General features: G+C 69.1%; 22 protein-coding genes and 1 pseudogene. 18 read left to right on the top strand and 5 right to left on the bottom strand.

The features are described from left to right. Positions 1-53 precede the first annotated feature (53 nt). Entirely contained in the window at positions 54-1,400 is a 1,347-nt protein-coding gene (locus tag ACIOEW_RS25760; protein WP_401966256.1) for a hypothetical protein, read from the bottom strand. Between the two features lie 219 nt (positions 1,401-1,619). On the opposite strand from ACIOEW_RS25760, the gene ACIOEW_RS25755 reads away from it, so the two are divergent. The 6 genes from ACIOEW_RS25755 (at position 1,620) to ACIOEW_RS25730 (ending at position 9,686) form a co-directional block, all read left to right on the top strand. Continuing rightward, complete coding sequence (locus ACIOEW_RS25755) at positions 1,620-2,246, top strand: response regulator transcription factor (RefSeq protein ID WP_362544877.1); 627 nt, start codon at positions 1,620-1,622, stop codon at positions 2,244-2,246. Positions 2,247-2,528: 282 nt separating this feature from the next. Further along, the gene (locus ACIOEW_RS25750) at positions 2,529-4,607 is read left to right on the top strand and encodes an HYR domain-containing protein (protein WP_401966255.1); all 2,079 of its coding nucleotides are present in this window, start codon (positions 2,529-2,531) and stop codon (positions 4,605-4,607) included. A gap of 46 nt (positions 4,608-4,653) precedes the next feature. Continuing rightward, the gene (locus tag ACIOEW_RS25745) at positions 4,654-5,415 is read left to right on the top strand and encodes a Pvc16 family protein (protein WP_401966253.1); all 762 of its coding nucleotides are present in this window, start codon (positions 4,654-4,656) and stop codon (positions 5,413-5,415) included. Next, positions 5,412-7,478, top strand: coding sequence for an ATP-binding protein (locus ACIOEW_RS25740; RefSeq protein WP_401966250.1), 2,067 nt, complete (start codon positions 5,412-5,414; stop codon positions 7,476-7,478). The genes ACIOEW_RS25745 and ACIOEW_RS25740 overlap by 4 nt, the downstream gene beginning before the upstream one ends. A 139-nt stretch (positions 7,479-7,617) precedes the next feature. Beyond that, positions 7,618-8,412, top strand: coding sequence for an alpha/beta fold hydrolase (locus tag ACIOEW_RS25735; RefSeq protein ID WP_401966247.1), 795 nt, complete (start codon positions 7,618-7,620; stop codon positions 8,410-8,412). Then, positions 8,409-9,686: a cytochrome P450 gene (locus ACIOEW_RS25730; RefSeq protein ID WP_401966244.1), complete on the top strand. Its 1,278-nt coding sequence runs from the start codon at positions 8,409-8,411 to the stop codon at positions 9,684-9,686. Before ACIOEW_RS25735 ends, ACIOEW_RS25730 begins: the two co-directional genes overlap by 4 nt. A gap of 104 nt (positions 9,687-9,790) precedes the next feature. Here the strand turns inward: ACIOEW_RS25730 and ACIOEW_RS25725 are convergent, their stop codons facing one another. Both ACIOEW_RS25725 and ACIOEW_RS25720 read right to left on the bottom strand, forming a co-directional pair. After that, positions 9,791-10,345 carry a M23 family metallopeptidase gene (locus ACIOEW_RS25725; protein WP_362544481.1) on the bottom strand — a complete coding sequence of 185 codons (555 nt, stop codon included), beginning with the start codon at positions 10,343-10,345 and terminating at the stop codon, positions 9,791-9,793. A 157-nt stretch (positions 10,346-10,502) separates the two neighbouring features. Further along, positions 10,503-10,703: pseudogene (locus ACIOEW_RS25720) on the bottom strand (hypothetical protein); the annotation flags it as partial. Positions 10,704-10,719: 16 nt separating this feature from the next. Between ACIOEW_RS25720 and ACIOEW_RS25715 the strand changes: the two are divergent. Further along, positions 10,720-11,160 carry a transposase gene (locus ACIOEW_RS25715; protein WP_401966241.1) on the top strand — a complete coding sequence of 147 codons (441 nt, stop codon included), beginning with the start codon at positions 10,720-10,722 and terminating at the stop codon, positions 11,158-11,160. Here the strand turns inward: ACIOEW_RS25715 and ACIOEW_RS25710 are convergent. After that, on the bottom strand, positions 11,120-12,469 hold the full coding sequence (locus tag ACIOEW_RS25710) for a HEAT repeat domain-containing protein (protein ID WP_401966238.1): 1,350 nt from the start codon (positions 12,467-12,469) through the stop codon (positions 11,120-11,122). The genes ACIOEW_RS25715 and ACIOEW_RS25710 overlap by 41 nt on opposite strands. 218 nt (positions 12,470-12,687) lie before the next feature. Further along, positions 12,688-16,077: a hypothetical protein gene (locus ACIOEW_RS25705; RefSeq protein WP_401966235.1), complete on the bottom strand. Its 3,390-nt coding sequence runs from the start codon at positions 16,075-16,077 to the stop codon at positions 12,688-12,690. A 276-nt stretch (positions 16,078-16,353) separates the two neighbouring features. Here ACIOEW_RS25705 and ACIOEW_RS25700 point away from each other — a divergent pair, with 276 nt between their 5' ends. The 11 genes from ACIOEW_RS25700 (at position 16,354) to ACIOEW_RS25650 (ending at position 26,676) form a co-directional block, all read left to right on the top strand. Continuing rightward, on the top strand, positions 16,354-17,880 hold the full coding sequence (locus ACIOEW_RS25700; RefSeq protein ID WP_401966233.1) for a phage tail sheath family protein: 1,527 nt from the start codon (positions 16,354-16,356) through the stop codon (positions 17,878-17,880). A 72-nt stretch (positions 17,881-17,952) separates the two neighbouring features. Next, entirely contained in the window at positions 17,953-18,396 is a 444-nt protein-coding gene (locus ACIOEW_RS25695; RefSeq protein ID WP_148016754.1) for a phage tail protein, read from the top strand. Then, complete coding sequence (locus ACIOEW_RS25690) at positions 18,396-18,839, top strand: hypothetical protein (RefSeq protein WP_362544493.1); 444 nt, start codon at positions 18,396-18,398, stop codon at positions 18,837-18,839. The genes ACIOEW_RS25695 and ACIOEW_RS25690 overlap by 1 nt, the downstream gene beginning before the upstream one ends. Continuing rightward, positions 18,836-18,979: a DUF6760 family protein gene (locus tag ACIOEW_RS25685; protein ID WP_187284983.1), complete on the top strand. Its 144-nt coding sequence runs from the start codon at positions 18,836-18,838 to the stop codon at positions 18,977-18,979. Before ACIOEW_RS25690 ends, ACIOEW_RS25685 begins: the two co-directional genes overlap by 4 nt. A gap of 28 nt (positions 18,980-19,007) precedes the next feature. Then, positions 19,008-20,753: a hypothetical protein gene (locus tag ACIOEW_RS25680; RefSeq protein WP_401966228.1), complete on the top strand. Its 1,746-nt coding sequence runs from the start codon at positions 19,008-19,010 to the stop codon at positions 20,751-20,753. Positions 20,754-20,796: 43 nt separating this feature from the next. Continuing rightward, complete coding sequence (locus tag ACIOEW_RS25675; RefSeq protein ID WP_351002529.1) at positions 20,797-21,234, top strand: phage tail protein; 438 nt, start codon at positions 20,797-20,799, stop codon at positions 21,232-21,234. Positions 21,235-21,239: 5 nt separating this feature from the next. Beyond that, the gene (locus ACIOEW_RS25670; protein ID WP_362544499.1) at positions 21,240-22,043 is read left to right on the top strand and encodes a peptidase M23; all 804 of its coding nucleotides are present in this window, start codon (positions 21,240-21,242) and stop codon (positions 22,041-22,043) included. After that, positions 22,040-23,941, top strand: a complete 1,902-nt coding sequence (locus tag ACIOEW_RS25665) for a VgrG-related protein (RefSeq protein ID WP_401966225.1) — start codon at positions 22,040-22,042, stop codon at positions 23,939-23,941. Before ACIOEW_RS25670 ends, ACIOEW_RS25665 begins: the two co-directional genes overlap by 4 nt. 33 nt (positions 23,942-23,974) lie before the next feature. Beyond that, on the top strand, positions 23,975-24,256 hold the full coding sequence (locus ACIOEW_RS25660) for a PAAR domain-containing protein (RefSeq protein ID WP_362544506.1): 282 nt from the start codon (positions 23,975-23,977) through the stop codon (positions 24,254-24,256). Positions 24,257-24,262: 6 nt separating this feature from the next. Continuing rightward, a complete protein-coding gene (locus ACIOEW_RS25655; RefSeq protein ID WP_351002525.1) occupies positions 24,263-24,697 on the top strand; it encodes a GPW/gp25 family protein in 435 nt (144 codons plus the stop codon). After that, positions 24,694-26,676 (top strand): putative baseplate assembly protein, encoded by a 1,983-nt coding sequence (locus ACIOEW_RS25650; protein ID WP_362544509.1) that lies wholly within the window; start codon positions 24,694-24,696, stop codon positions 26,674-26,676. Before ACIOEW_RS25655 ends, ACIOEW_RS25650 begins: the two co-directional genes overlap by 4 nt.

Here is a 26,676-nt window from a genome sequence, read left to right as displayed (position 1 = left end):
CGTCGCGTGCGTGCCGGTCCGGCCGATGGCCCGGCACGCACCCCTGGTTCTGGTCAGCCCGCGGAGTCGGGGCGCATCGTGCCGCCGAGGAACAGCGACTCGGAGCATCGCGAGGGTGTGCGGGCGCCCACCGGCTTGCCGACCTTCCGGCAGTCGATGGTCATGGTGACCTTCCCGCCCGCCGGTACGAGGATCGGCGTCACGAAGTGGTAGTCGGAGTCACGGAAGTTCTCCAGCCCGAGACTCAGCGCACTCGTGTTCTCACCGGCCGAGATGACGACGGTTCCGGCGTCACCCTGCGGGTTCTGCACGACGATGTCGGTCAGCTGGAACGTGTGGCCCTTCGGTACCTGGAGAGCGGTCGAGGAGTTCGAACCGCCGCCCACCGAGTCCCTGACCCGGACCTGCGCACTCGTCGGAGTGGCCGCCCCGTCGCCCGCCCCGGCACTCGCCTCCGCCTCCGCGGTGGGGCTCGGCGTGGGCTTCGACGCGCCGGCGCCCGCGTCGGCCCCGGCGGCGTCACCGGCCCCGGCATCGGCGCCCGTCCCCGCCGTATCGCCCTGGCTCGGCGCCTTGCTCTTGTCCGCCGCTGCCGCGGAACGTACCGCCTCGGGCGTGACCGCTTCCCGCGCCGCGGACTTCACGGCCGGACGCAGCAGCGCGTACCAGATCCCGGCCAGGGCGATCAGCAGCACGGCCGCCGTGATGAGCGCCCGGGGCAGCCAGCGCGGCAGGAGGGGTTCCTGCTGGTAGGAGCCGTCGACGAGGACCGGTGCCACCGGCTCCTGGCCCTCGGCCACCTGGGTGGCGGCGAAGACCTGGAAAGGATGCGTCACCGGCGTACCGCGCCACATCCGCTTCGCGGGCCGCACCCGCAGCCTGCCGAACTCCGCATGGCCGGGCGCCACCTGGAGCTCGGCGACGTCGAAGGCGACGCGCGCGCGCTCGGTCCCCGGCTGGGCGCCCAGCCGCACCGTGACCGGTGTGTTGCCCCGGTTGTCGACGGCGAGCTGGTGCCGTCCACGGCGAGAGCCGTGCGAGCTGCGCGGGACCAGCTCGGCCGTCGTCTCGGTGAACGGCAGCACGGTCACCCGGCCCTCCGGCACCACTGTCCCGCCCTGCTCACCGGTGGGTACCACCCGTACCCCGAACGGTGTCTCACCCGCCGGCACGGTCGCATCCCGAGGCGGGCGCAGCATGAGCGACACGGTCCGGGAGTCACCCGGGTACAGCGACAGAACCGCCGGCTCCACCGCCGACCAGGCGGCGCACGCACCGACCACCTCGAAGCGGTACTCCTCGACCGTCGCACCGGAGTTGCGGACCTGTAGGGGGACAGCCGTCTCCTCGCCCGGTGCGGCGCTGACGGACGATGCGTCGAGACTTGCCGTGAGACTCATAGGCGGACCGTAGAGTCGTCCCACACGACGGACACCGGCCTCGAAGGAACACTTTCGGGCAGATCCAGTGCCCCTGACACCCTTTTAGTTTCCTTGTCAGTAAACAAGGGAATCTCTTGACCGCCTCATAACCAATGAGACGGACGACAACGGCTGCGGGGCGTGTGCACGTTGTGGCCTTCCAGCTGTTGCCCAAGGGGGAGCATCGGCATGGAACGCATGGAACGTACGACGGTGGCGTTACGGGCTCAGGATCCGATCTCGCAAGCAGGTGTGGCCAGCCAGTTAAGGGCCCGCCCCGAGGTCAACGTCATGGAGTGGGCCGAGGACGAGACCGCACCTCAGGTCGTCGTCATGGTCGTGGACACGGTCGACGAGGACGTGCTCAGGATGCTGCGCCACATCCAGCGCACCAGCGACTCACGCACCGTCCTGGTCACCACGGACATCGATGAGCAGAAGCTGGTGAGTGCGGCGGAGTGCGGGGTCGTCGGGGTGATCAGGCGGGCGGAGTCGACGCCCGAACACCTGGTGCACGTCATAGAGACGGTGGCGCGGGGCGAGGGCCACCTGCCCTCCGACCTGCTGGGGCGGCTCCTCGCAGAGGTGGGGCGGCTCCAGGGGCAGGTGCTCGGGCCGCGTGGGCTGCACTTCACCGGTCTCGCGGCACGCGAGGTGGACGTGCTGCGGCTGGTGGCCGAGGGGTACGACACGGCGGACATCGCCACGAAACTGGCCTACTCCGAACGCACGATCAAGAACGTGCTGCATTCGGTGATGACCCGGCTCCAACTGCGGAATCGGTCCCACGCGGTGGCGTACGTCATGCGCCAGGGCCTGATCTGACGACTCACCCGGTCCTCACCCGGTTCTCGGCCGCCCCTTCCCGGCCCGGACCGCGGTGGGGGCCGGGTGTGTTCTTCATCGGGGCCGCGGGTGTGCTGTTCGCCGGCACCGCGGGTGTGCTGTTGTCCAGGGCTGCGCGGGTGCTGTAGTCCGGGGCTGCCCCAAAGGGCAGTTCCGGCTTCCCGGGGAAGTGGCTCGTCTCCCACTGCGGAAGCCGAGTGCCTGCGAGATCGTGTGGGCGCTGTTCTTCGGTGGGAGGTCCGGGTGCGGGGGAGAGATTCGGTGCGGTGGATTCAGCCGGCGAAACAGTCACGCGGACTCACGGGTGTGCGCCGTTCGGCGGTGCTCGTTCTGCTGTTGCTGGCCGCAGGCCTCGCCCCCGCTTCGGCAGGGACGGGCGTGGCCACGGCCGTTCCGGTTCCGCCCGAGCCGTGGGTCACCCCGGCGAGCCTGCACGAGGTGCTCGACCCGGGCGGGTCGACGGGGGTGGACAAGTCGGTGCGTACACCGGCCATTCCGCCGAAGCCGGAGGTCATTCTGCTGGTGGACGGTACGAAGAGTATGGCCGAGCCCATCGACGACGTGCAGAAGTACCTCCCCGCCATCACCGGAAAGATCCTGGCCGAGCAGCCCGACTCGCGCTTCGCCGTCGCCACGTTCGGCGATCAGGAGGGCGACCCCAACGCCGGATTCGAGGTGCTCCAGGAGCTGACGGATGACGTCGGCAAGGTGCAGACAGGCGTCAACGGGCTGAAGACGGTGCTGGGAGGAAGCAGCCGTGGCCCCTCCGAGGACTGGATCAACGGGCTGTGGGAGATAGCCAACGGGGCTGGGGGCAAGACCGTCTTCCGCGAGGGTTCCAACCCGGTCGTCGTACTGGTGAGTGACGCCTCCAGCCACGCACCCAGCAACCACCACACCATCGACGACACGATCTTCGACCTTCAGGACAAGGGCGTCCGGGTGATCGGCGTCGATGTGGACAGCAAGATCGGCGACGGCCTCAACGGCAACGGGGACGCCCACAATCCTGACAACCCGGAGTACGTCGAGCATCCGCCGACCATTGAGGGGCAGGCGACGCGCATCATCGAGGCGACCCAGGGGCGTCTGCTGGAGGGAATCCAGCCTGACGCGGTCGCCCAGGCCATCATGGACGGTTTCGATAACCTCCCCACATCCGTCGGCTACCGGCTCGACAACTGCGACCCCCACCTCACGGTCGCCCTCGACCCACCCACACGGCAGCTGACCAGCGGCGAGACCGCACACTTCGCGGAGACCATCGACGTCTCGGCGGACGCGCCGCAGGGCACCGCCCTCACCTGCACCGTGCAGTTCCTGCTCGGCACCCAGGCACCGGGGACGGACACCATCGGGCCCGCCGCGGCGGCCGACCCCGACTTCCAGCAGCAGATCAGCATCGACGTGAACGACACCGACGCCCCCGTCGTCACGGTGGACGACCGCATAGCCAGGTCGGAGACCGACGAAGGAGCACGCATCAGCTATACGGCGACGGCGACAGACGCCCAGGACGGTGAGCTGCCCGTCACGTGCACGCCCGCGTCCGGATCGGTCTTCCACATCGGAATGACCACGGTCACCTGCTCGGCCACGGACGCGGCGGGCAACACCGGCACGGACACCGCTCGCTTCGAGGTGCTGAAACCACCGCCACCGCCGGAGCCCCCGTCACCGCCGCCGCCCTCGTCGGAGGTCGCGGTCAGGGTCGACGTCAGCCCTGACCGTACGTACATCACCCGCCCCGCCGGCGCCCGCTTCACCGTCACCAACGCCGGCCCGGACACCGCCAGGGGAGTCGTCATCGGCGCGACCTGGCCGGCCCCGTCCGCCCCCAAGGACCGGAGCCTGCAGACCCTCACCCGCTGCACGGCGGCCAAGCCGTGCACGATCCCGGCGGGCGGCCGGATCGAGGTGACCCAGACGGCGACGTACCGTGCGGCCATCACCGGGGACGTACGGGCCACCGTGCGCGGCACGGTCCCGGACCGCCGCACGGCCAACAACAAGGACACGGACCGGCTGCGCGTACTGAAGCCCTCCCTCACCGTCACCCCGCAGGTCGCCAAGCCGGGGCAGCCGGTACTGGCCCGCGGCAGGGACTATCCGCCCGGCGAGACCGTGAACCTCACCTGGAACAGAGGGATCACGGGCGACCGATCGGGGGTCAGGGTGGGCCGCGACGGCACGTTCGAGGTGCAGATGCTGGTGCTGCGCAAGGACAGCCTCGGTCCGCGTGTCCTGCGGGCCACCATCCCGGATCTTCCCCGCCTCCCGAAACCGGTCCTGGTGGTCCAACGCAACCTCCAGCCACCGGACTTCAAGGGGCGGACGTGAGAGCGGCGGACGTGGGAGGGGCAGGCGTGAGAGGGACGGACTCCGGATGATCCACGAGGTGGATGACGTACTGCGCTCCCTGATCAGGGCGGAGGTGCTCGAAGGCGGCCAGATCGCGGTGGTCTTCGACGCGCCGACCCGGGAATGGGCGGCCAAGGTGAACGCCCCGATGGTCAACCTCTACCTCTACGACATCCGCGAGGACATGCGGCGCCGCGAGCGCGGACTCCACAACGAGTACGACGAGCGGGGCACCGTCGTCGCGCGACGCCGCCCGCCCCGCTACTTCAAGCTGTCGTACCTGATCACGGCATGGACGAAGCGTCCGGAGGACGAGCACCGGCTGCTGTCCTCCCTGCTCGCCTGCCTGCTGGCGTACGAGGCCCTGCCCCAGGAACGCCTGACGGGCACCCTTGCCGAGATAGGGGCCGCCGTACCGATGTCGATCGCGCTGCCGCCGCCGGAGGACCGGTCCTTCGCGGACGTGTGGAGTGCACTGGGCGGCGAGTTGAAGCCCTCGCTGGACCTGGTGGTCAGCGTCCCCGTGACCGCCTCGCCGACGTACACGGCGGGCCCGCCGGTGGGTGAGGAAGGGCTCCGGGCGCACTTCGGGGACGTACCGCCGCCCTCGGAACCGCAGAGCGCCCCGATGCCAGGACGCGGCAGCCTCCCGGTGTACGGAAGCCGCCCCGGCCGACCGGCATCCGAGGACGCACCCGCCTCCACGGAGCCCCGCCGGGGCCTCTCCCTCCGGATCACCGAGAACCGACGCACCCACGACGGCCGTACGGAGGGCAGCACCGCATGACACCTCCTGGCCACCCCGCCGAGGATCCGGACCTGCGCCACCTGCTCGCCCGCGCGGTGGACGTCGAGCAGCGCATCCGCCATGCGGTCGAGGCCCGGCAGCGCACGGACCCGGACCCGGAGGACGCGTTCCGGGGGCTCTACCTCACGGACGAGAACATCGCGCGGCTGCTGGACGAGGACGGGGCACGGTGCTTCCCGGAACCGGTGCGGGGGGACGCCGCCCTCGTGGACGGAAAAACTCCCACCCGACTCACCTCTCTGCAGGCCGACTTCGGGCTCACCGGGCTCGACATCGAGATCCTGCTCATCGCGCTCGTGCCGGATCTGGACGACCGCTTCGAGGCCTTCTACGGCTACCTCAACGACGACGTGACCCGCCGCCGCCCGTCGATCGGCCTGGCGCTCGGCCTGTGCGGGCTGTCACCTGCCGACGCGGTGGCGCGGGGCCGGCTGGCAGCGCGCGCCCCGCTCCGTCACGCGGGGCTGCTCCTGGCCGAGGACCTCGACCGCCCGTTCCTGAGCCGCGCACTGCGCGTCCCGGACCGGGTCACCGCCCACCTCCTGGGCGACGACACGAGGGACCCCCGCCTCGCCGACCTGCTGGCCCCCTGGCACGCGGTGGCGGGCGTGGGCGATCCGGCCCCGCTGGCCCGGGTCCTGGCCGAAGGACTCCCGCTGGCCTACTTGAGCGAGGACCAGGGCGGGGCGGGCACGGCCCTCGCCGCATCGGCGCTCACCCTCGCGGGCCTGGGCGTCCTGGGCCTGGACCTGGCCCGCCTGGCGGAGGACCCCGCGCCGGCCGACGCGGTACGTTCCCTGGTGCGCGAGGCGCGCCTGACGCACGCCGGCCTGGTCTGCGCCCCACTGGACGCACTGTCCCGCGAACATCCGCACCTGCTCCGGCTCCTCACGGCCACGCCCGTACCCACGGTCATGGTGGGCAGGGCCCCGTGGGACGCCTCCTGGTCGACGATCCCGCCGCTGCTCCTGCACGCCCCGAGGGTGGAGCCGTCGGCACGCGCCGCGCTGTGGAGCGACGCGTACGAGCACGCGACATCGACCCTCCACCCGCCCACCATCGACCCGGACCACCTCCTCGCCCCCTTCCTCCTCACCCCGGAACAGGTCACCGGTGCGGCCCGCAGCGCGGCCCAGACGGCGCAGCTGGACGGCGGAGCACTCACTCCCGACCACGTACGCCGGGGCGCCCGCGCCCAGAACGCGGCCGGCCTCGACCGCCTGGCCCGCCGCATCGAACCAGCGGTCACCTGGCACGACCTGGTCCTCCCACCCGACGCCCACGCCCAGCTCCGCGAACTCACCGCCCGCGCGCGCCACCGCGACCGGGTCCTGGGGGAGTGGGGCATGCGCCCGGGAGGAGGCCGGGGCCGAGGCGTATCAGCGCTCTTCGCCGGCGATTCCGGCACAGGCAAGACCATGTCGGCGGAGGTGATCGCGGCCGACCTCGGCCTGGACCTCTACACGGTCGACCTGGCCACGGTCATCGACAAATACGTGGGCGAGACCGAGAAGAACCTGGAACGCATCTTCACGGAAGCGGCAGGGGTCAACGGAGTCCTGCTCTTCGACGAGGCGGACGCGATCTTCGGCAAACGCTCGGACGTGAAGGACGCGCACGACCGCTACGCGAACGTGGAGAGCGCCTACCTGCTCCAGCGCATGGAGTCCTTCGACGGCCTGGCCATCCTCGCCACCAACCTCCGCGCCAACCTCGACGACGCCTTCACCCGCCGCCTGGACCTGGTCGTCGACTTCCCGGTCCCGGACCCTGAACAACGCCTGGTGCTGTGGGAGCGCTGCCTGGGCCCGGTGCTTCCGCGCGGCACGGACCTCGACCTCGTGTTCTGCGCCGAGAACTTCGAGCTGGCGGGCGGCAACATCCGCTCCATCGCGGTGACGGCGGCGTACCTGGCGGCGGACTCCGGTGGCGCGGTGACCATGTCGACTCTGATCCACGCGATCCAGCGGGAGTACCAGAAGCTGGGCCGGCTGACGCTGGCTTCGGAGTTCGGGCCGTATCTGGGGCTGGTTCAGGGGTGAGCGGCGAGGACCGAACAGCGGTTCCTCGGCCGCCTGAGGAATCCCCCGTGTGCGCCCTTGCGCGGGTCGATGGTTGCCGTCACCGTGGGCGGGCGGGCGTTGATGGCCAGATCATCGCCGCACTGTGACGGGAGCCGGTGTGAGCGCATTCTCTGTTCCGCCTCATGTTCTGCATGGCGACGGCCCGCACAAGGTGTTCGCGGTACACGGCTGGCTCGCTGACCGTTCCGCGTATGACCCGGTGCTGCCGGACCTCGACTTCGGTTCGTTCCAGTACGCGATGGTGGACCTGCGGGGATACGGCGAGGCCAGGGACGTGGACGGGGCGTACACGACGGCCGAGGGGGCCGATGACGTGCTCGCGCTGGCCGACCGGCTCGGCTGGGACCGCTTCTCGCTGATCGGTCACTCGATGGGCGGCTCCGTCATCCAGCGGACGCTGTCCGCCGCGCCGCAGCGGGTGCGCAGAATCGTCGGGGTGTCGCCCGTCCCCGCTTCCGGTCTGCCTCTGCCGCCCGAGCAGTGGGAGCTGTTCGCCGGGGCAGCGCAGAACCCGGACAACCGGCGGGCCATCCTCGACATCACCACCGGAGGCCGACGCCCGGCGGCCTGGCTGGACCGCATGGTGCGTCGCTCGGTCGAGTGCAGCGATGCGAAGGCGTTCCGCGCCTGGTTGGACTCCTGGGCGGGCGAGGGCTTCCACGAACGGATCGAGGGCTCGCCGGTGCCGGCCCTGGCGGTGGTCGGGGCGCTGGACCCGGCGCTTTCCGCCGACGTGCAACGGGCCACCTGGATGCGCTGGTTTCCGCGCGCCGAACTGGTGGAGCTGCCCTCGTGCGGCCACTATGCGATGGACGAGGCTCCGCTCGACCTGATCCGGGTGGTGGAGGACTTCCTGCGGGCCGACGACGAGGGCGGCGAGGCGACGGCGTGAGCGGACCCGCCTCCCCGGCACCCGTACCGGACGTCTTCGACCCGCGCCAGTACGCGCTGGGCATCCCGCACGAGCGCTACCGCCGCCTGCGTGACCACCACCCCGTGGCATGGCAGCAGGAGCCCGAGGTGCTCGGCTGGCCGGCGGGCCCGGGCTTCTGGGCGGTCACCCGGCACGAGGACGTGGCCCGGGTCCTGAAGGACTCCTCCAAGTACTCCTCGTATCTGGGCGCCACCCAGATCCGCGACCCGGACCCGGCCGACCTGCCGTTCATCCGGCGCATGATGCTCAACCAGGACCCACCGCACCACCGGCGGCTGCGCACGCTCGTCAGCCGCGCCTTCACCCCGAAGCGCGTGGACCGCTTCGAAACGGTCGTACGCGAACGCGCCCGCTCCCTGCTCACCCGCGCGGTCGCCGAGGCGCGGGCCGGCGACGGAACCTGTGACCTGGTCACCCAGGTCACCGACGACTACGCCCTGCTCAACCTCGCCGACCTGCTTGGCGTTCCGGACACCGATCGCGCGCTCCTCCTCCACTGGACCCAACGCGTCATCGGCTACCAGGACCCGGACGAGGCGGGGACGCCGGCATTCGGCCCGGACGGCAAGCCGGTCAATCCACGTTCCCCGGCGGCACTGCGCGACATGTTCGAGTACGCGCACGCCCTGGCGGCCCACAAGCGCGCAAACCCCGCGGACGACGTGATGACGGCTCTCGCCACCGACCCTGAACTGACCGCGCCGGAACTGGAGATGTTCTTCTTCCTGCTGGTGGTGGCGGGCAACGACACGGTACGCAGCGCGGCCCCGGGCGGCCTGCACCTCCTGGTTCAGAACCCTGAGGCGTACGAGCGCCTGCGCAGGGGCGAGGTGGAGCTGACCACGGCCGTGGACGAACTCCTCCGCCGCCACCCACCGGTCCTGTCCTTCCGCCGCACCGCGACCCAGGACACGGAACTGGCGGGCACGCGCATCCGCACGGGCGACAAGGTGGTCGTCTTCCACGCCTCGGCCAACCACGACGAACGCGTCTTCCCCGCCCCGTTCGCCCTGGACCTCGCCCGCTCCCCGAACCCGCACATCTCGTTCGGCGACGGCCCGCATGTCTGCCTGGGTGCGCACTTCGCGCGCCTGCAACTACGTTCGCTGTACGAGGAGGCGTGCCGCGTACTCCCTGCCGGGCCACTCGGGCCCGCGGGGCCGCCACGCCGCCTGGTTTCGAACTTCATCAACGGTCTGAAGTCGCTGCCTGTGCGCGTGGCTGACGCGTGACGCCGACTGTCCTCACGGCTGTGGTGTGTGCTGGCGGACGCGAGGACCGGCTGCTGGTCCGCGGCACCATTGCCTCACCACGTGCCGCAAGGGCAGATGGTTTGTCAGGCCCGGGTGTTGACGCTTACCGGCGCGGTTCCGGTGGAGGGCGTCCAGCCCTGGAGCGTGGCCGGAATTCCGACACGGGTGTTGCAGTCGATCACTTGGAAGTGCAGGTGCGGCCCGTTGGCGGCGCCGGTGCTGCCTGACCAGCCGATGATCCGGCCCTGTGGAACCCAGTCACCGGTGTTGTAGATCGCCTTGTTGAGGTGCACGTAGTGGGTGCACTGGCCGTTGGAGTGCCGGATGATGACCTCGATGCCGTTCTGCCAGTAGACGGACCAGTCCGACACGAGAACGGTCCCGCCCTGCGCGGCGGACACCTCGTAGTTCGCCGGAAGCCCCAAGTCCCAGGCGTATTCGTTGTACGGGCCGGTGTGCGAGTACGTCCCCTCCGGCCCCTGGGTTACCGTGTAGGCCTCACCTGCCGGGTAGGGGAGTTCGTAGTAGTAGTCGACAGCAGCGGCAGGGCCGGCCCCGAGCAGACCCGTCGCCACTGCGATCAGCGCGGCGCTCGCGGTGGCGGCCAGGCGGCGTAACACCCTTCTTGAACTGAGCACGATGCGTTCTCCCGTTCGGGGGCTGGATGCGGATCAGATGAGAGTGTCATCAACTAGCTTTCATGAACAGGGAGTTGGCGTCGTGAAGGTGAGAGTAGTTCGCGCCCCTGGCGACGAGCTGTGGTGCCCTTCGTGCATATGACTGATCGTTTCAGAATCAGGTTCTCGTGACCGGACGCTGTCTGCCGTCGAGTCGCTGAAGGACCTGCGTGAACTCGTCGTTTTCGACCAGCCCGATCAGTACTTGGGTCATGTTGCTGATGCCGGGATCGCGGACGATGAGCCCGTCTGATACCCAGAAGTAGCGACCCCTCAAAGCTTCCCCGCTTGCCTCCCACCTCTTCATCACAAGCTCGACCTGGGGGCCGCTGGAGATGGACGACTGCGCCGTTGACGGCTCGCACATCCGCACTCTCAGCAAGCACCACGTCATCGTCGACCAGCACGGCACACCACTCGCGGTGTCACTGACCGGCGGCAACCGGCACGACGTCACCCAGCTCGTGCCGCTTGTTGATGCCATCCCGCGTGCGTGGCCTGAGCGGTCGCCCACACCAACGTCCACGGCGCCTGTTCGCCGACCGAGCTACGACTTTGGCAAGTACCGGCGACTCCTCCGGGCCCGCGGGATAACTTCGAAGATCGCCCGCCGTGGTGCCCCACACGGCTCTGGCTTGGGGAAGACCCGGTGGGTCGTAGAGCGCGGGCGGGTTGCAGAGCAGACCGACGGCGTGCAGCAGCACCTGGGCCGCGAAACCGTAGCGAACGTGGCGACTACGGTACCGATTCCTCGCCGGCATGATTTCGAGAAGTGAAGAAATGTGCTGAGCCTTGCGCCTTCCTAAAAGGAGGACCCCAGTGACTGAGGGTGAGCTTGTAGTACTCCTGCACGTTCCCGTACATGTCCGTGCATGTAGCCGCAGCAATGGAAAACCTTGTTCGTTTGTCGGGAATGTTCGGTATGGCGATGCAAATGTCATCTTGCTCATTGACTGAAAATTCATAGGAGGTCGAAATCTCGTTCGATGAATCACCTCCTACTTCAACATTCAGAATCGATAGTTTGCCTGTTGCGTAAAATGTAACACTACTGGATGCTGGGTATCGGGTAAGATCGGAAAGCCAGGTTGTGGATGCTTTGGAATTATTCCCGGGGTCGTACAGGTCCTGCATACGTGATCCATGCAGAGGTAGTGGAAGGCCAGGCAGGAAGCCCACCAACTCAGCCAGAACATCGTCAGATGTCTCCACCTCTCCCAGGTGCTTCAGGGCGCGGGAAGACTGTCCCAGGCTAAGCTTCTTGATCTGAATGACTGCTGCTCGGCGGACGGAGGCTTCGAGGTCCGTGGTGGCCTGGAGCAGATGAGGTAGGCCCTCACTCCCCCATGCAGAGAGGGCGTGCGCGCATGCGATGCGAACAGATGAGTCGGAATCGTCACGAATGGATCTACCGAGTTGTTCCACGGTATTTTGTGACTCTGTGTGCCAATTCGCCAGACTGTGAGCTGCAGCGGCTCGTGCACTTGCCGAGATGTCGGATTGCAAGATGTGCAAGAGAGGATTGACCATATGTGGTGTTCCTCGAGTGCGGGACGCTTCGGCCGCCCAATTGCGAACTTTTGCGCTCGGATCTTTGAATGCTTGGAGCAACAAGCGTTCCGTGTCACCCCGAAGCAACGTGAACAGTGCCGCGTGCGCTTCGTAGCGATCGTCCTCCTGATCGCCCTCCCGTGAGATTCGGGTGAGAGCAGGCGTGCAATTCATGCAATCCATATCAGATACTGCACGCATGGCGTTGCGCCGCACATACGGAACATGATCAGAAATCAGGTCGGCCACCAGGCGGCAGCTATTCATGCCTGGTGAATTGGATAGAATCTTGAGTGCCAACAATCGGGCCCGGGGATTTGCATCCGCCAGGAAGGGAGCGATGTGTGCTTCCTGTACCGTGAACCCCTTCCGGAAAAAAAGCTCCAGAAGTGTGACTCTGGCAGGATCATCGACAGTGTGCAATGTTTCCAGCAGATCATGGAGTGAGGAGACCGAGGCCAACATTTCTGCACCAGCGCGACGAATGCTGGGATCTGCGGTGTCGTTCATCGCTGCCACCGAAATTTCGATCACTGCCGCACTTTCGAGGCCAGCGGAATCTGCCGCTATGGCGAGGGCTGTGCGCTTCTCTCTGCGGTCTCCCGTGCGAAGTGTGGCCAGTACCGCATCTGAAAGATCGCTCCGTGCGCACACCTCGGTGAGCTCCTCTCGTGTCTGCGAAGCCGAGTGTCGCGCAAGTGAGCGCAGTAGGTCCATGGTGGATCGCCGGGGTTCACTGGCAGCATAGGAGTTCATAGGTCGCCCCTGGCGGTTACTCTACGCAACACTGAGGGATCGTTGAGCATGTCAATTCCCACATCATTGAACATGAACTGATTTGCGTTCTTCGCAGATGTCAACTTTCCGCTCAGCGGGCCGATTATGAGATCATAGGGCCAGCTTACTTCGCCGCCCAGCTCCTTCTCCTTGGATCGGAACTCTTTCCATGTCATGGATATTTCCTCTCCACCCTTATCGGCCGGATATCGCACCGGGATCGATGTTTCTTTGTCCTTAAAAATAAGGGTGTAAAAGGTGGTTTTTAGGTTAAAGATCGGCTCGATAAGCCCATTGTTCTCAACAGTGCCCAAGGGGACGGCGAACTCTGTTACTCCCCAACGGTCCTCCCCTGGTCGGCTGTAGGTCTGTGCCACTTCGATTGCGGGGGTCTCGGCCCGGAAGGTATAGAAACCCGTGCCAAATTCACCGTGCCCGCGCGGTTCGACTGCGGTACCGTCGGCAAAATTGTCAGCAACTCGTTCACTGGAACCGTGGTAGAAGTCGACGTTCTCTGGGAGTTCCTGTGTCGGCGGGACGGGGCCCGGCGGTGCAAGAGGGACAGTGCCATCTCCCACCGAGTCATTCGGGGCGATTTTCGCTCGGAACTTCAAGCTGTTCTGATTCTGGTCAGACTCGGCCTTCTGGAATGTGATAGTTAGGCGAATGTTGCCGGCCAACTGGGGCCGATACTGCTGTTCGAGCCTTCCGGCCAATTCGGTCTTTTCTCGTATAACTTCCGTGTGCCCTTGTTTTTTGGATGGCTCCTCGACTCTTCGAATGACGGACTGAATGATGTCGCCATGTCGTGCCGCCGCCGGGCCGGGAGTCCTGGTGGGTGATTCTCCGTCGTTCTTGCCATTTGGCGACGCAGTCCCCTTGCCGGGCCTTTTCCGCAGCGCTTTGCCCTTCTTGGCGATGAAGTCGACGATCTTGTCGATCGCGCGGCCGACGGGCTTGCCCACCGCGTGGAACACGCTCTTGACCTTGTTGGCCAGGCCACCGATTCCCAGCAACGACGCCAGGAATCCGATCAGCAGCGGAACGCTCGCCGCCAGTGCTGCCTCGACCATCTTCGGGACGCCCGCCGAGCCGCCGTTGGCTATCGCCACCACTGCGTCCAGCACCGAATTGACGAACTCCACGATCTGGGCGCCCTGGTTCACGATGAACGTGACGATGTCGATGATTCCCTTGACCGCGCGGACGAACGCGGAGGCCGGGTTGAGCAGGGAGAGGATCCACGTGACGCCCGCGATGATGACCGTCGGGATCAGGTAGCTCGTCAGCTTCTCCAGGATCGTGGCCTTGAGGTCGCCCGCCTCTTCCTGGATTTCCTTGACCGCGCCCGCCGGGCCCTCGCTTGCGATGCTCTTCGCGACCGGGACCGATGTCTCGACGGCCGCCATCGCCTCGTCCGGGACGCCCTTGCGGGTGACGCGGGCCTTGATGTTGTCCCAGGTCAGGCCCAGTAGTGAGCCGATGAGCTGGATGATGCCCTTCATGTCGAACTTCTGGGGGAGTTCGAGGCCCGCCTTGACCGCGGTGCCGAGCAGCCAGGAGACGACGCCTGTTTTGAGGTGTTCGGCGATGTTCGTGATGAAGAGGTTGAGGCCCGCGCCTACCGCCTTGACCAGGTTGCCCAGGAAGCCGATGGGGTCCTTGATGATCTTCATGATCGCGCCGGCGGCCTTGGCAAGGATGCCGAGGAGGAGGTTCTTCAGTTCGTTGATCGTCTTGATGACGCCGACGATCGCGTCCTTCGCCTTGTCGATCAGGCCCTTGTTGGCCTCCTGGAGCTTCTTGATCTCCTCGTCGACCTTGTTCAGGGCTGCCGTGTACTTGGATGCGAGGTCCTGAACCAGTTGCTCCGACTTCTCGTTGACAGTGGCTTCAAGGTCGTCGAACTTGCCTGCGAAGTCCTTCGCCGCCTCCTCGCCGAACTGGCGTAGATCCGCGGGGAGTTTGTCGACCTCGGCCTTGAGCTCGGTGCGGCCTTTGGCGATGCGGGCCTTCGCCTTGCCCAGTTCTGCGCCGATGAGGTCGGCGACCGAGGAGATCACCGTCTGCATCTGGGCGACGTAGAGCTTGCGGGCCTCCTGGTAGAGGTCGTTCGCCGCCTTCGGGAGGCCGGCGAACTTGTCCTTCACCCAGCGCGCCTTGCCCGTGAAGCCCGAGTAGCGCTTGTCCTTGTACTTCTTCATCCGGCGCTTGTGATCAGCCGTGAACGCGTCCCGGGCCGACTTCTCGCCTGCGGTGAAGGCCTTGTCAACCTTCTTGTCCAGGTCGGAGAGCGTGGTCTCGACGTCCTTCTTCGTGCCGTCGTAGACCTTCTGGAGCTTGGCTGTTACCTCGGCGCGCTTCTTCTCATCTTTTGATTTTGTTTCGCCCTTGCCGCCGTCCACCTGCTGGCCGGCCTTGCCGCGCGTCGCTGTGAGGGCGGTCATGGCGGCGGCGCCGGAGGCCGCCGCGCCTGCCTTGGCGGTGTTGAGCTGCTGGTTCTCGGCGGACCTGCCCTTCGCGGGGGCCTTCTCGGAGTCCGTTTCGGCTGTCTTCTTCGCCGACAGGGCCTCGTTGAACTCCGGTTCGTTGCTCTTGGCCAGCTGGTCCTCGGTGACCTCGGCGTCCGCCATCTCCTTGTCGTTGGCGGCCGGGCCCTCGGAGAAGTCCGTGACGGCGGCGGGTTGTTTGTCCGGGATCGCGTCCGCTGCCGAGGGGGCGCCCGGGTTGCCCGGGGGCTGGTCCGGGGTGAGGGGGGTGACCGGCTTGTCCTTGGCGGCCGAGGTGTCCGGTGGGGCCTTCGTCGCCGTGTCGATGTCCTTGGCCGACGACTCCTTGCCGTCCGTGACCTTGCCGTCGACCTCCTCCTTGACCTTGTCAGCCTTGCCGGACTTGGAGAACTTGTCGGCCTCGTCGAGGTTCTTCGGCGCCTGCGCGTCGATCGCCTTGTTCACCGCGTCGACGAAAGCCTTCTTGTCGAACTCGCCGGGCTTCGCCGCGTTCATCTTCTCGGCGTTGGCCGCCTTGCCCTGAGCTTCCTTGTCGTCGGGGGGTGCGACCGCCGCGTCCTGGGAGGCCTTGGACTCCGCAGCCGCAGGCGGGTGGGCGGCGATCCGGGTCTTCTTCGCCGCCACGGCCGCCTTCATGCTGCGGAAGCCGGGGGCCTGGGCCGGAGCGGGTTTGACCGGGGCCGTGTAGCGCTGGGCCACCAGGCGGGACACCGCCGCGTTGCCGGCAGCCCGTTGCAGGCGCTGGATGGCCCGGCGGTCCGGGGCCGGGGCGGATGGCGAGGGGGCCTGGTCCGTGCGGGGGGCGGCGTCGGGGTGGGTCGGTGCGGTGGGGGTCTTCTCCGGAACCGCCTTCATCCGGCCCTCCCGCCAGCCACAGATTCGCCCGGACGTGGTGTGTCAGGTTGCCGCGCGCCCACCGGGCGGGTGGAGCGCGTGCGGGCCGCGGCCGGGGCACGTCCGCGCGGTGCGTGAGGCGCTTCCGGATTGCCTCTTCGGGCAGCCGCCCGTGCACGGCGGGGCGGCCGAGTATCCGTTCCCGGTGATCGCGCGAGTGGCGAGAATTGCCCGCGTTCCCCGGTCCTGGAACGGGGGCGAGGAACACGTCGAGGAGCGCGTCAAGGAGAGGCTCATATGCCGTCGTACCTGTCCCCGGGCGTCTACGTCGAAGAGGTCGAGTCCGGGTCCCGGCCGATCGAAGGGGTGGGCACCTCGGTTGCCGCCTTCGTCGGCTTCGCCCAGCGGGGGCCGTTCGACGAGCCCACTCTCATCACGAACTGGAGCCAGTTCGTCAGCACCTTCGGCGACTTCGTCGACGGTACGTACCTCGCCTCCTCCGTCTACGGCTTCTTCGCCAACGGGGGCGGCATCTGCTACGTCGTGCGCATTGCCGAGGGAGCCGACATCGGTGCCGGGGAGTTGGCCGCCGGGTCCGAGGTCCAGGTCGGGCCGTACGCCGTCAAGCCCCGGCCGGGCGTGGCCGGTGAGATCAGCGTGGAGGTCGCGGAGGCCGAGGGTGACGACCCGCCCTCCGACGTCTTCCAGCTGATCGTGAAGCGGGACGGACAGGTCGCGGAGACCTACCCGTCCGTGACCACGAAGCGCAGCAAGGAGAACGTCGCCACCCGCGTCAACGCGAAGTCCGAGCTCATCGAGATACGGGAGACGGGGCGCGGCGCCGCCCCCGCCAGGCCCGATGTCCAGTCGGTCGCGCTTGCTCCCGCCGCCCCCGTGGCGGGCGGCGCCGGTTCGCTCGCACCCGATGTGTACGTCGGTGACGCCGACCGCCGCACGGGGCTCGGCGGGCTCGAAGCCGTGGACGAGGTCACGATGGTCGCCGTGCCCGACCTGATGGGCGCGTACGAACGAGGACTGCTCGACCTGGAGTCCGTCATCGCCGTGCAGCAAGCACTCATCAGCCACTGCGAGTTGATGGGTGACCGCATCGCCATTCTCGACCCGCCGCCAGGACTCTCGCCGCAGCAGGTCCGGGGCTGGCGCACGGAGCGGGCCAACTTCGACTCCAAGTACGCCACGCTCTACTACCCCTGGATCAGCGTCGCCGACCCCGCCTCCGGCCGCGCCACCCTTGTACCGCCGAGCGGACACATCGCGGGAATCTGGGCGCGCAACGACGACACGCGCGGGGTGCACAAGGCGCCGGCCAACGAGGTGGTGCGCGGGGCCGTGGCGCTGCAGACGCAGCTCACCAAGGGTGAGCACGATCTGCTGAACCCGATCGGGCTGAACTGCATCCGGTCCTTTCCCGGGCGCGGCATCCGGGTCTGGGGTGCACGGACGCTGGCCTCCGACCAGGCCTGGCGCTACCTCAACGTCCGGCGGCTCTTCAACTACCTGGAGGAGTCGATCCTCGCCGGCACGCAGTGGGTCGTCTTCGAGCCGAACGACGATGCGCTGTGGGCGCGTATCAGGCGTACGGTCTCGGCGTTCCTGGTGAACGAGTGGCGCAAGGGCTCCCTGTTCGGGCTCACACCTGACGAGGCGTTCTACGTGAAGTGCGACCGCGAGACCAACCCGCCCGAGAGCGTCGACGCGGGCCAGGTCATCTGCGAGATCGGCGTCGCACCCGTCAAGCCGGCGGAGTTCGTGGTGTTCCGGCTCTCCCAGCTGACCGGCGGCACCGGGGGTGTCGACGAGTGAGCGGGGCGCAGGCAGTGCCCGTACTCCGACCAGTGACCCGCCCGTCCTCCCACCTGGCGTAAGGAGCCTGTTGTGCCGCTTCCCGATCTTGACAGTTCCGTCGGGCATTCCTTCGGCCTGGAGTTCGACAGCGTCATCATCAAGCAGATCACCGAGGTCAGTGGTCTGAAGATGGAGCAGGACGTCATCGAGCTGAAGCAGAACACCGCCGACGGCAAGTACGCCATCAAGAAGCTGCCCGGCCGGCCCAAGGCCGGTGAGGTCACCGTCACCCGCGGCCTCACGGAGGACAACAGCTTCGAACGCTGGATCAAGGACTCCCGGTTCGGCCGCATGATGAGCGCCCGGCGCAACGGAGCGGTCATCGTCTACGACTACGAGGGCCTGCCCATCAAGCGGTACAAGCTGATCAACGCCTGGCCGAAGTCCCTGGAGATCGGCACCCTCAAGGCCGGTGACACCTCGGTACTCACGGAGAAACTGTCGATCACGTACGAGAGCATGGAGCTCGACTGATGCGGCGCACGGTCCAGTTCCAGACTCCTCCAGGGGAGCCGGCGGAGCGGGAGAGCGCCGGGCGGCGCGAGCCGCTGCGTACGGAGTTCGCCTTCGACCTGCCCCGCGGGTACGTCGACGAGTCGGGCACCGTGCACCGCTCCGGCGTGATGCGGCTCGCGACCGCCCGCGACGAACTCGTGCCGCTGCGCGACGACCGGGTGCGGGAGAACTCCGCGTACCTGTCGGTCGTCCTGATCTCCCGGGTCGTGACCCGGATCGGGACGGTCGAGGACATCCACCCGGGTGTCATCGAGGATCTCTTCGCGTCCGACCTGGCGTTCCTCCAGGACTTCTACCGACGGATCAACGCGGAGGGGCACACCCGTGCCGCCGTCTCGTGTCCGTCCTGCAAGGAGGAGTTCGCGGTGGATCTCGCCGGCGGTCGCCTGGGGGAATCGTGACGTACGCGGCCGACCTGCTCTACGAGGAAGTCGCGTACCTCGCCTACCACTTCCACTGGCCGCTGGACGACCTGCTGGACCTGGAACATCCGGAACGACTGAAGTTCGTCGCACAGATCGCTCGCCTCAACGGGCAGTAGCGAGGAGCGCAGGGAGGGCGGAGAGTTCATGGGGCTGATGTCCTGGCTGCGCGGCGGTCGTTCCACCGATGGTGACCCGGCCCCCGTCGCTGCGCACGCTTCGCGGCCGGACCGTGAGGGCCGTGTCGACGTGAGCCGCCTGACGCCTGTGCAGCGGTCCGTGACCGGGCAGGACCTCGTGATCGACCCCGGTGGCTTCCAGGCGGCGCTGACCACGCGGCAGGAGACGGCACTCGGTACGCCCCTGGGGCATCTGGTCAGCCCGGACGCACCGGCCGGGCTGGTGCACGGTGTTGCCCTCGCGGCTCCGGGGAGCCCTGCTCCCGCCGCTCAGCGGGCCGTCGAGATGCCGCTGCGCCTGCGGGGCGAGCCCACCCCGGTGGCAGTCCAGCGCGCTTACGGGGAGAGGGCGCCGGCTCTGACGTCCGCCGCGGGTGCGTCGGACGAAGCCGGGCTGCCCGTAAGGCAGTTGGTCGGAGAGCAGCCGCTCGTACAGCGAACGGAGACGGCCGGGCAGGCCGAGGCGTGGCCGGAGGAGAACACGGACGCGAGCACGGATTCGGGTGCGGAGGCATTGCCGGGTCGGCGTCCGGGTGCGGGGCCGGCGGCGGTACAGCGCACCGTTGCCTCCCCCTCGGCGCAGCCACTTCGACGCACGCCCGGACTCGGGGCGCCGCTGCCCGGTCTGCCGCCGACCGCTCAGCGTCAGGCCGATCGGGCGCCGGACGCTCAGCCATCCGCACCCCGGCCTCCGGTGGTTCAGAGAGAGTCCGCCTCGGCGGAGTCGGCAGACGAGCCGTTCGCGGCGACGGGTGGTGGAACGCCCGCGGCTCCGGAGGTGCAGGCACCGTCCGACGGGACCGGAGCGGCCGAGCCCGTCGCCCCGCTGCTCGGTGATTCCCCCTTGGCCGGTGCGGCCGGTGCGGTGCCCGGGGGAGAGGCGGACGGGGAGGGCGTGGCCGCCGCGCCCCAGGCCTCCACTGTGCCCGTCCAGAGCTCCGCTGTGCCCGTCCAGCGCTCCGCGACCGCTTCGGGCGGGCCCGCGCCCGTACCTCCGCCCGCCGTCGGCCCGACCGCACCCCTTCTCGGGGAGCGGCCGCTGTCCCTCCGGGCCGTCACCGATCCAGGCGACCCCGGCCCTGCGGCCGGGGCGTCGGTCGTTCAGCGCTCCTCCGAGGGAGACGGGGGGAAGCCGACGGCAACGTCCTCCGGCCCGCCCTCCGCCGTGCCCGTGCGGTGGACCGTCCCGGGTCCGGGAGCACCTTCCGGTCCGCCGGCGGCACTCCTGCAGCGGGAGGTGCCGCGCGTGCAGCGGCAGACGGGCGGGGCGCCGCCCGTACCCACATCGGTGGCCGGCCGGGCCGGCGGCCGGGCCGCCTATCCGACCGCCGGGTCCGTCGCAGTCGCGGCAGGGGTGGCCCAGCGCATGGCCGACGGGAGCGTCGTCTTCGGGGCCGTGCCCCTGCGCGGCACGTCACGGCCGGTCATCCAGCGGGACGCGGAGATCGCCGAGGAACCACCACCGCTGCCGGAACCAGAGCCTCCGCCCGTCACGGAACCGGAGTCGCCATCCAGCACCGAGGCGGGTGCCGGTCCGGAGGCCTCGCCCGGAGCCGACGCGGCGGCCCGCGCCGGGTCACCCGCGGGACAGGGCGCACCGCCCGTGACGGACGAGCTGGTCCGGGCGCTCTACGGGCCGCTCAGCCGGCTCCTCAAGGCGGATCTCCGGCTCGAACGCGAACGCGCCGGATTCCACATCAACACCCGCCACTGACGCCCCACCCCGCAACCGAGTCACCGATCGAGAGGCATGTGCCATGGCCACCGCCCCGGACGACGACCCCGCCGTCAGCGTCTGCTTCGTCGTGACGATCGACGACATCGAACTCGGGTCGTTCAACACCTGTGACGGGCTGGGTTGCGAAGTGGTCCTGGAGACCCGGGAGGAGGGCGGCAACAACGGGCATCTCTGGCAGCTCCCGACCCGGCTGAAGTACTCCAATGTCAAGCTGTCCCGCCCGCTCACCCGGGAGACGGAGAAGGTGGCGCGCTGGTTCGCCACCATGACGACCGGGTTCAGCCGCAAGACGGCGCACATCGAGGCGCGGACCGGGGACGGGCGGAAGGTGGCCCAGTGGGGGCTGCTGGAGGTGGTGCCCGTGCGCTGGACCGGCCCCTCGTTCACTCCCGAGTCGCCCAAGGTCGCGATGGAGACGATCGAGATCGCCCACCACGGCTACGTGATGGAGGGCTGAGCGGCGTGAGCGGCGCGGGACCCATCGCCTTCAGTGCCGCCGGTACGTCCGGAGTGGCGTCCGCGGCGAAGGGCGGCTCGGCCAGGCCCAAGCTGGAACACGCCTACCTGGAGCTGCGGACGCCGCCCACCGGGGGCGGGCTCACGCCCGGCGGACCGTGCGGACGGATCGACTTCCAGTTCAATCCCAAGGAGCTGAGCCTGACCAAGGCCGCCTCCTGGAAGCGGACCCCGGCCAAGGGGGCGAAGAGCTCGGGGCCTCCGGAGTACCAGGGGTCGCAGCCCAGCAAGCTCACCGTCGAGATGTTCTTCGACGCCAGTGACACCCAGGACACCCGGGTGGTGACCTCGGTGGAGCAGTTGTTCGCCTGCTGTGTGCCGACGAGCGAGACCCGGCAGCAGCAGCGGTCGTCACCGCCGTGGGTGGTGTTCCACTGGGGCGGGCTCACCGGGTTTCCCGGATACGTGAGCCAAGTCGCCGCGAAATACACCCTGTTCACGACCTCAGGGGTGCCGATCCGGGCCGTCTGCCAGGTCACGATGGAGGAGATCAGCGGGGAGACGCCCGGCCAGAACCCGACATCGGGCGCCCTGGCGGCCCGGCGCGTGCACCGGGTGGCCTCCGGGGACTCGCTGCCCTCGCTCGCCCACCGGGAGTACGGGGACGCCGGTGCCTGGCGGGTGATCGCCGAAGCGAACCGTATCGACGACCCGCTGCGGCTCGCGCCGGGGACACAGCTGCTGCTGCCCGCCCTCGACGAGCTGAGCAGGCTCGGCGGCAACGACACGGGCCGGGGGCAGGGCCGATGACCCAACAGGGCGTCACCACCGCGCTCGTGGTGGAGTTCAACGGCACACCGCTCCCCGCGAAGTTCGTCAACACCCTGGTCGAGGGATACGTCGACGACAGCCGTACGCTCCCCGACCTGTTCCTGCTGCGGTTCCGGGACGCCGACCGTGTCCTGCTTGAACAGACCGGTCTGAGGATCGGCAGCGAGGCCCGGCTGCTGGCCCGTGCGGGCGGCGACACGGCTCCGAAGCCGCTGCTCGAAGGAGTGGTCACGGCACTTGAGGTGGAACTCGACGAGACCGGCACGTTCACCGTCGTACGCGGTCTCGACGAGTCGCACCGGCTGCTGCGGGGGCGGCGGGTCGCCAGCTACCAGAACATGACGCTCGCCGACATCTGCGGCCAGGTCGCCCAGCGCGCCGGACTGAAGCCCGGAACGGTGGACGTGGCCGGACCCGTGATCGAGCACATCGCCCAGCCCAACGTCACCGACTGGGAGTTCGTGCGCGGGCTCGCCGAGGAGGCCGGTGCGCAGGCGTACGTACGCGACGGGCAACTGCACATCACCCGCCCCGCCGAGGCGAGCGGGGCGCCGGACGGATCCGCGCGCGCCGAACGCGACCCCCTCGTCCTCGAACTGGGCGACAACCTGTTGCGCTGCCGGGCCGGGGTGTCGGCCGCCGAGCAGGTGTCCGAGGTCGAAGTACGCGGCTGGGACGTCGGGGCGAAGCAGCCGGTGGTGGGCAGGGCCCCGGCCGGTACGTCGTCGACGCTGGAACTCGGGGTGACGGCGGCCGAGGTGTCCGCCCCCTTCGGCGAGGCACGGTTCGTGGTCACGGACGCGGCGTACGGGGCGCAGGCTCAGGTGGACCGGGCGGCGAAGGCGCTGGCGGAGCGGATCGCCGGGTCGTTCGCGGAACTGGAAGCGGTGATCCGGGGCAACCCGGAGGTCAGGGCGGGCAGCGCGGTGGCGCTGAACGCGGTGGGCGCACCGTTCGAGGGCCGGTACACCGTCACGTCCTCGCGGCACGTCTTCGACGCCGTACGCGGCTACGAGACCTGGATCACCGTGTCGGGGCAGCAGGAACGCTCGCTGCTCGGGCTCACCGGAGGGGGCGGACAGGACGCGGCCGGGGGAGGGGGACGATGTGCCGGACTGGTCAACGGGACGGTGACGGACACCCAGGATCCGGAGGGGTCGGGCCGGGTGAAGGTGCGCTTCCCCTGGCTGTCGGACGAGTACGCGAGCGACTGGGCGCGCACGGCGCAGTCAGGCGGGACGGGCGGCGGCGAGGCCTTCATCCCGGAGGTCGGGGACGAGGTGCTGGTCGGCTTCGAGCACGGGCACCTGGACCGGCCCTACGTGCTGGCCGGGCTGTACAACGGGCAGGACCGGCCCGGCGGGGGAGGTGACGGGGGTGCCCCGGCCTCCGGAGGAACTCCCGGTGACGGCGGTGACCTAGTCGATCCCACCACCGGCGCGGTGAACCGTCGCGCCTTCGCGTCCAAGAGCGGAAACCAGCTCGAACTGCTGGACGCGGCGAACGGCCCGCAGGGAGTCAGGCTCCGCACCGGCGACGGAAAGCTCACGATCGACCTGGACCGCCGGGGCACGGCCGTCGTCATCAACAGCGACGGCAGCGTGACCATCGAGGCCAGGGAACGGGTCTCCGTCAAGGCGGACAAGGGGGTTGTCCTGGACTCCGGAGGCGGCGCGCTGGAACTCAGCGGCGACAGCGTCACCGTGACGTCCCGCAACGGGGTCGCACTCGACGGCGGGAACGGCAAGGTAGCGCTCTCCACCGGCGGCGCGGTGGAGGTCCAGGGCGCCCAGGTCACGGTCGACGGCACCCAGCGCACGGACGTCAGAAGCGGGGGGTCGGTGGCCGTCAACGCGCCGATGATCACGCTCAACTGACGTACCGCAATCAGGGGAACAGGAGTACACCGCATGCCGCCAGCAGCAGCCGCACGGGTCACCGACCCCACCGGACACCCCGGCACGGTCGGTCCGCCGGGAGTGCCGGCGGTCCTGATCGGCGGGAAGCCCGCTGCCACGGTGGGCACCTCCCACCAGTGCGCGTCGCCCGCGGCCCACCCGCCGTCCACGATCGCACCGCCCGGCAGCACCACCGTGCGGATCGGCGGCAGCCCCGCCGCCCGCGTGGGCGACCGGAGCGGCTGCGGGTCGCCGGTCGTGTCGGGGTGCCCCACCGTACTGATCGGAGGCTGAGCCGGGATGGGACAGCAGTTCATCGGAGCCGGCTGGGCGTTCCCGCCCCGCACCGACGCCACCGGGTCCATCGCGCTGGTGCGCGGAGAGCGGGAGCTGGAGGAGTCGATCCGGCTGATCCTGGCGACATCCCCCGGCGAGCGGCCGATGCGGCCCGAGTTCGGCTGCGCCGTCAACGACTACGTGTTCGCCCCCGCCGACGCGGGGACGGCAGGACAGCTCGCGTACGAGGTGCGACTCGCGCTGGAGCGCTGGGAGCCGCGGATCGAGGTCGCCGAAGTCACCGTGCGGTTCGACGAGGCGGACAACGGGGTCCTCTACATCGACATCGGCTACTCGGTGCGCGGCTCCAACGACCCCCGCAACCTCGTCTTCCCGTTCTACGTGATTCCGCAGCACCCGCAGGAGACGAGCCACGACGACGAGGAGGCAGGCGCGTGACGCTGCCCAGTCCCCATCTTGACGACCGCCGCTTCCAGGGCCTGGTGGACGAGGCCAAACGCCGGGTCCAGCAGCGCTGCCCTGAGTGGACCGACCACAACGTGTCGGACCCGGGCGTCACCCTCATCGAGGCGTTCGCCACCATGGTCGACCAGCTCGTCTACCGCGTGAACCGGGTGCCGGAGAAGAGCTATCTCACCTTCCTCGACCTGATCGGCGTCCGGCTGCACCCGCCCACAGCCGCCCGCACGGACGTGACGTTCCGGCTCTCCGCACCACGGCCCGACCCGGTCGTGGTGCGGGCCGGGACGGAGGTCGCCACCGTGCGTACGGAGACGGAGGAAGCCGTCGTCTTCACCACAGCCGGGCAACTGACGATCACCCCCTGTGCCTTCGCGCATCTCGCCACCCGGCCGGTGTCGGGGGAGGCGGCGGACCGTACGGAGGAGCTGGCGATCGGCCGGGACGTGACGTGCTTCGGGGCGACCCCGGCGCCCGGCGACTGCCTCTACGTCGGCCTGTCGGCCGCGGTGCCTGCCGGAGTCGTCGTCCTGCGATTGGACTGCAAGGTCGAGGGTGTCGGCGTCGATCCGCTGCGTCCGCCGCTGGTCTGGGAGGCCTGGGACGGCACCGCCTGGACGGCCTGCGAGGTGGAGAAGGACGACACCGGAGGCTTCAACCGCTCCGGCGAGCTGATCCTCCATCTGCCGGGGACGCACACCCCGACGGCCGTCGTGCGGCGCACCGGGGGCTGGCTGCGCTGCCGGCTGATCGAGGCGGAGCCCGGCCGGCCGACCTACCTGGCGCCGCCCGTCGTCCGCCGGATCACCGCCTTCACCATCGGCGCGACGGTGGCCGCAGAGCATGCCGAGACCGTCGCCGACGAGGTGCTCGGCGCGGCGGAGGGAGTGCCCGGCCAGGCGTTCGCGCTGGCCCGCCCGCCCGTGGTGCCGGGCGACTTCGTGGTCGAGGTGGCCGACCCCGCGAGCGGCCCGGAACCGGAGTACACCCGGTGGACCAGGGTCGACGACTTCGCGCACTCCGGGCCCGAGGACCGCCACATCACCCTCGACCCGAACTCCGGCCGGGTCGAGTTCGGTCCGGCCGTGCGGGAACGGGACGGCTCCGTACGCCACTACGGCGCGGTCCCCGATAAGGGCGCCACCGTCCGGGTGCGTTCCTACCGAACGGGCGGCGGGCTGCGCGGCAATGTCGCCAGGTCGACACTGAAGGTCCTGCGCAGCGCGCTCCCTTATGTGGCACGGGTGGAGAACCGCCGGCCGGCCCTCGGCGGCGTCGACGGCGAAAGCGTCGACAACGCCCGGGTGCGCGGACCGATGACGCTGCGCACCCTGCACCGTGCCGTCGTTCCGCACGACTACGAACTCCTCGCCCGCGAGATCGCCCCGGACGCGGCACGTGTGCACTGCATCCGGGCAGGTGAGGCCGGGGACGGGAGCGCGGACGACGACGGTTCCGCCCACGGGGTGCGGCTGCTCGTCGTTCCGGCCGGTCGCAGCGACGAGCAGGGCAGGATCGAGTTCGACGAACTCATCCCCCCCGCGCACACGCTGCGCCTCATCGCCGGGCACCTGGAGGCCCGCCGCCCGATCGGGGCCCGGCTCGTGGTCGAGCCGCCGTTCTACCAGGGCGTCACCGTCGTCGCCTCGGTGCAGGCCGAACGCGGGGCGGTCGTGGAGCGCGTACGGGAGGCCGCGCTGGCCGCGCTGTACGGGTACTTCAACGCGCTGTCCGGCGGGCCGGGCGGGCAGGGCTGGCCCTTCGGGCGGCCGGTCCAGTCGGGCGAGGCGTTCGCCGTGCTCCAGCGGGTGGCGGGGGTGGACCTCGTGGAGGACGTTCGGCTCTACCGCGCCGATCCGGTCACCGGCGAACGCACAGACGCCACCGCCAAGATCCCACTGGACCGGCACGCGCTGGTCTTCAGCTACGAGCATCAGCTCCGGGTGAGGGGAGCGTAG

It is taken from the genome of Streptomyces sp. NPDC087901 (assembly GCF_044742205.1).
In the GTDB taxonomy this organism is placed as follows: Bacteria; Actinomycetota; Actinomycetes; order Streptomycetales; family Streptomycetaceae; genus Streptomyces.
Note: the sequence above shows the minus strand (reverse complement) of the source record. Positions and strands in the feature narration are given on the sequence as shown.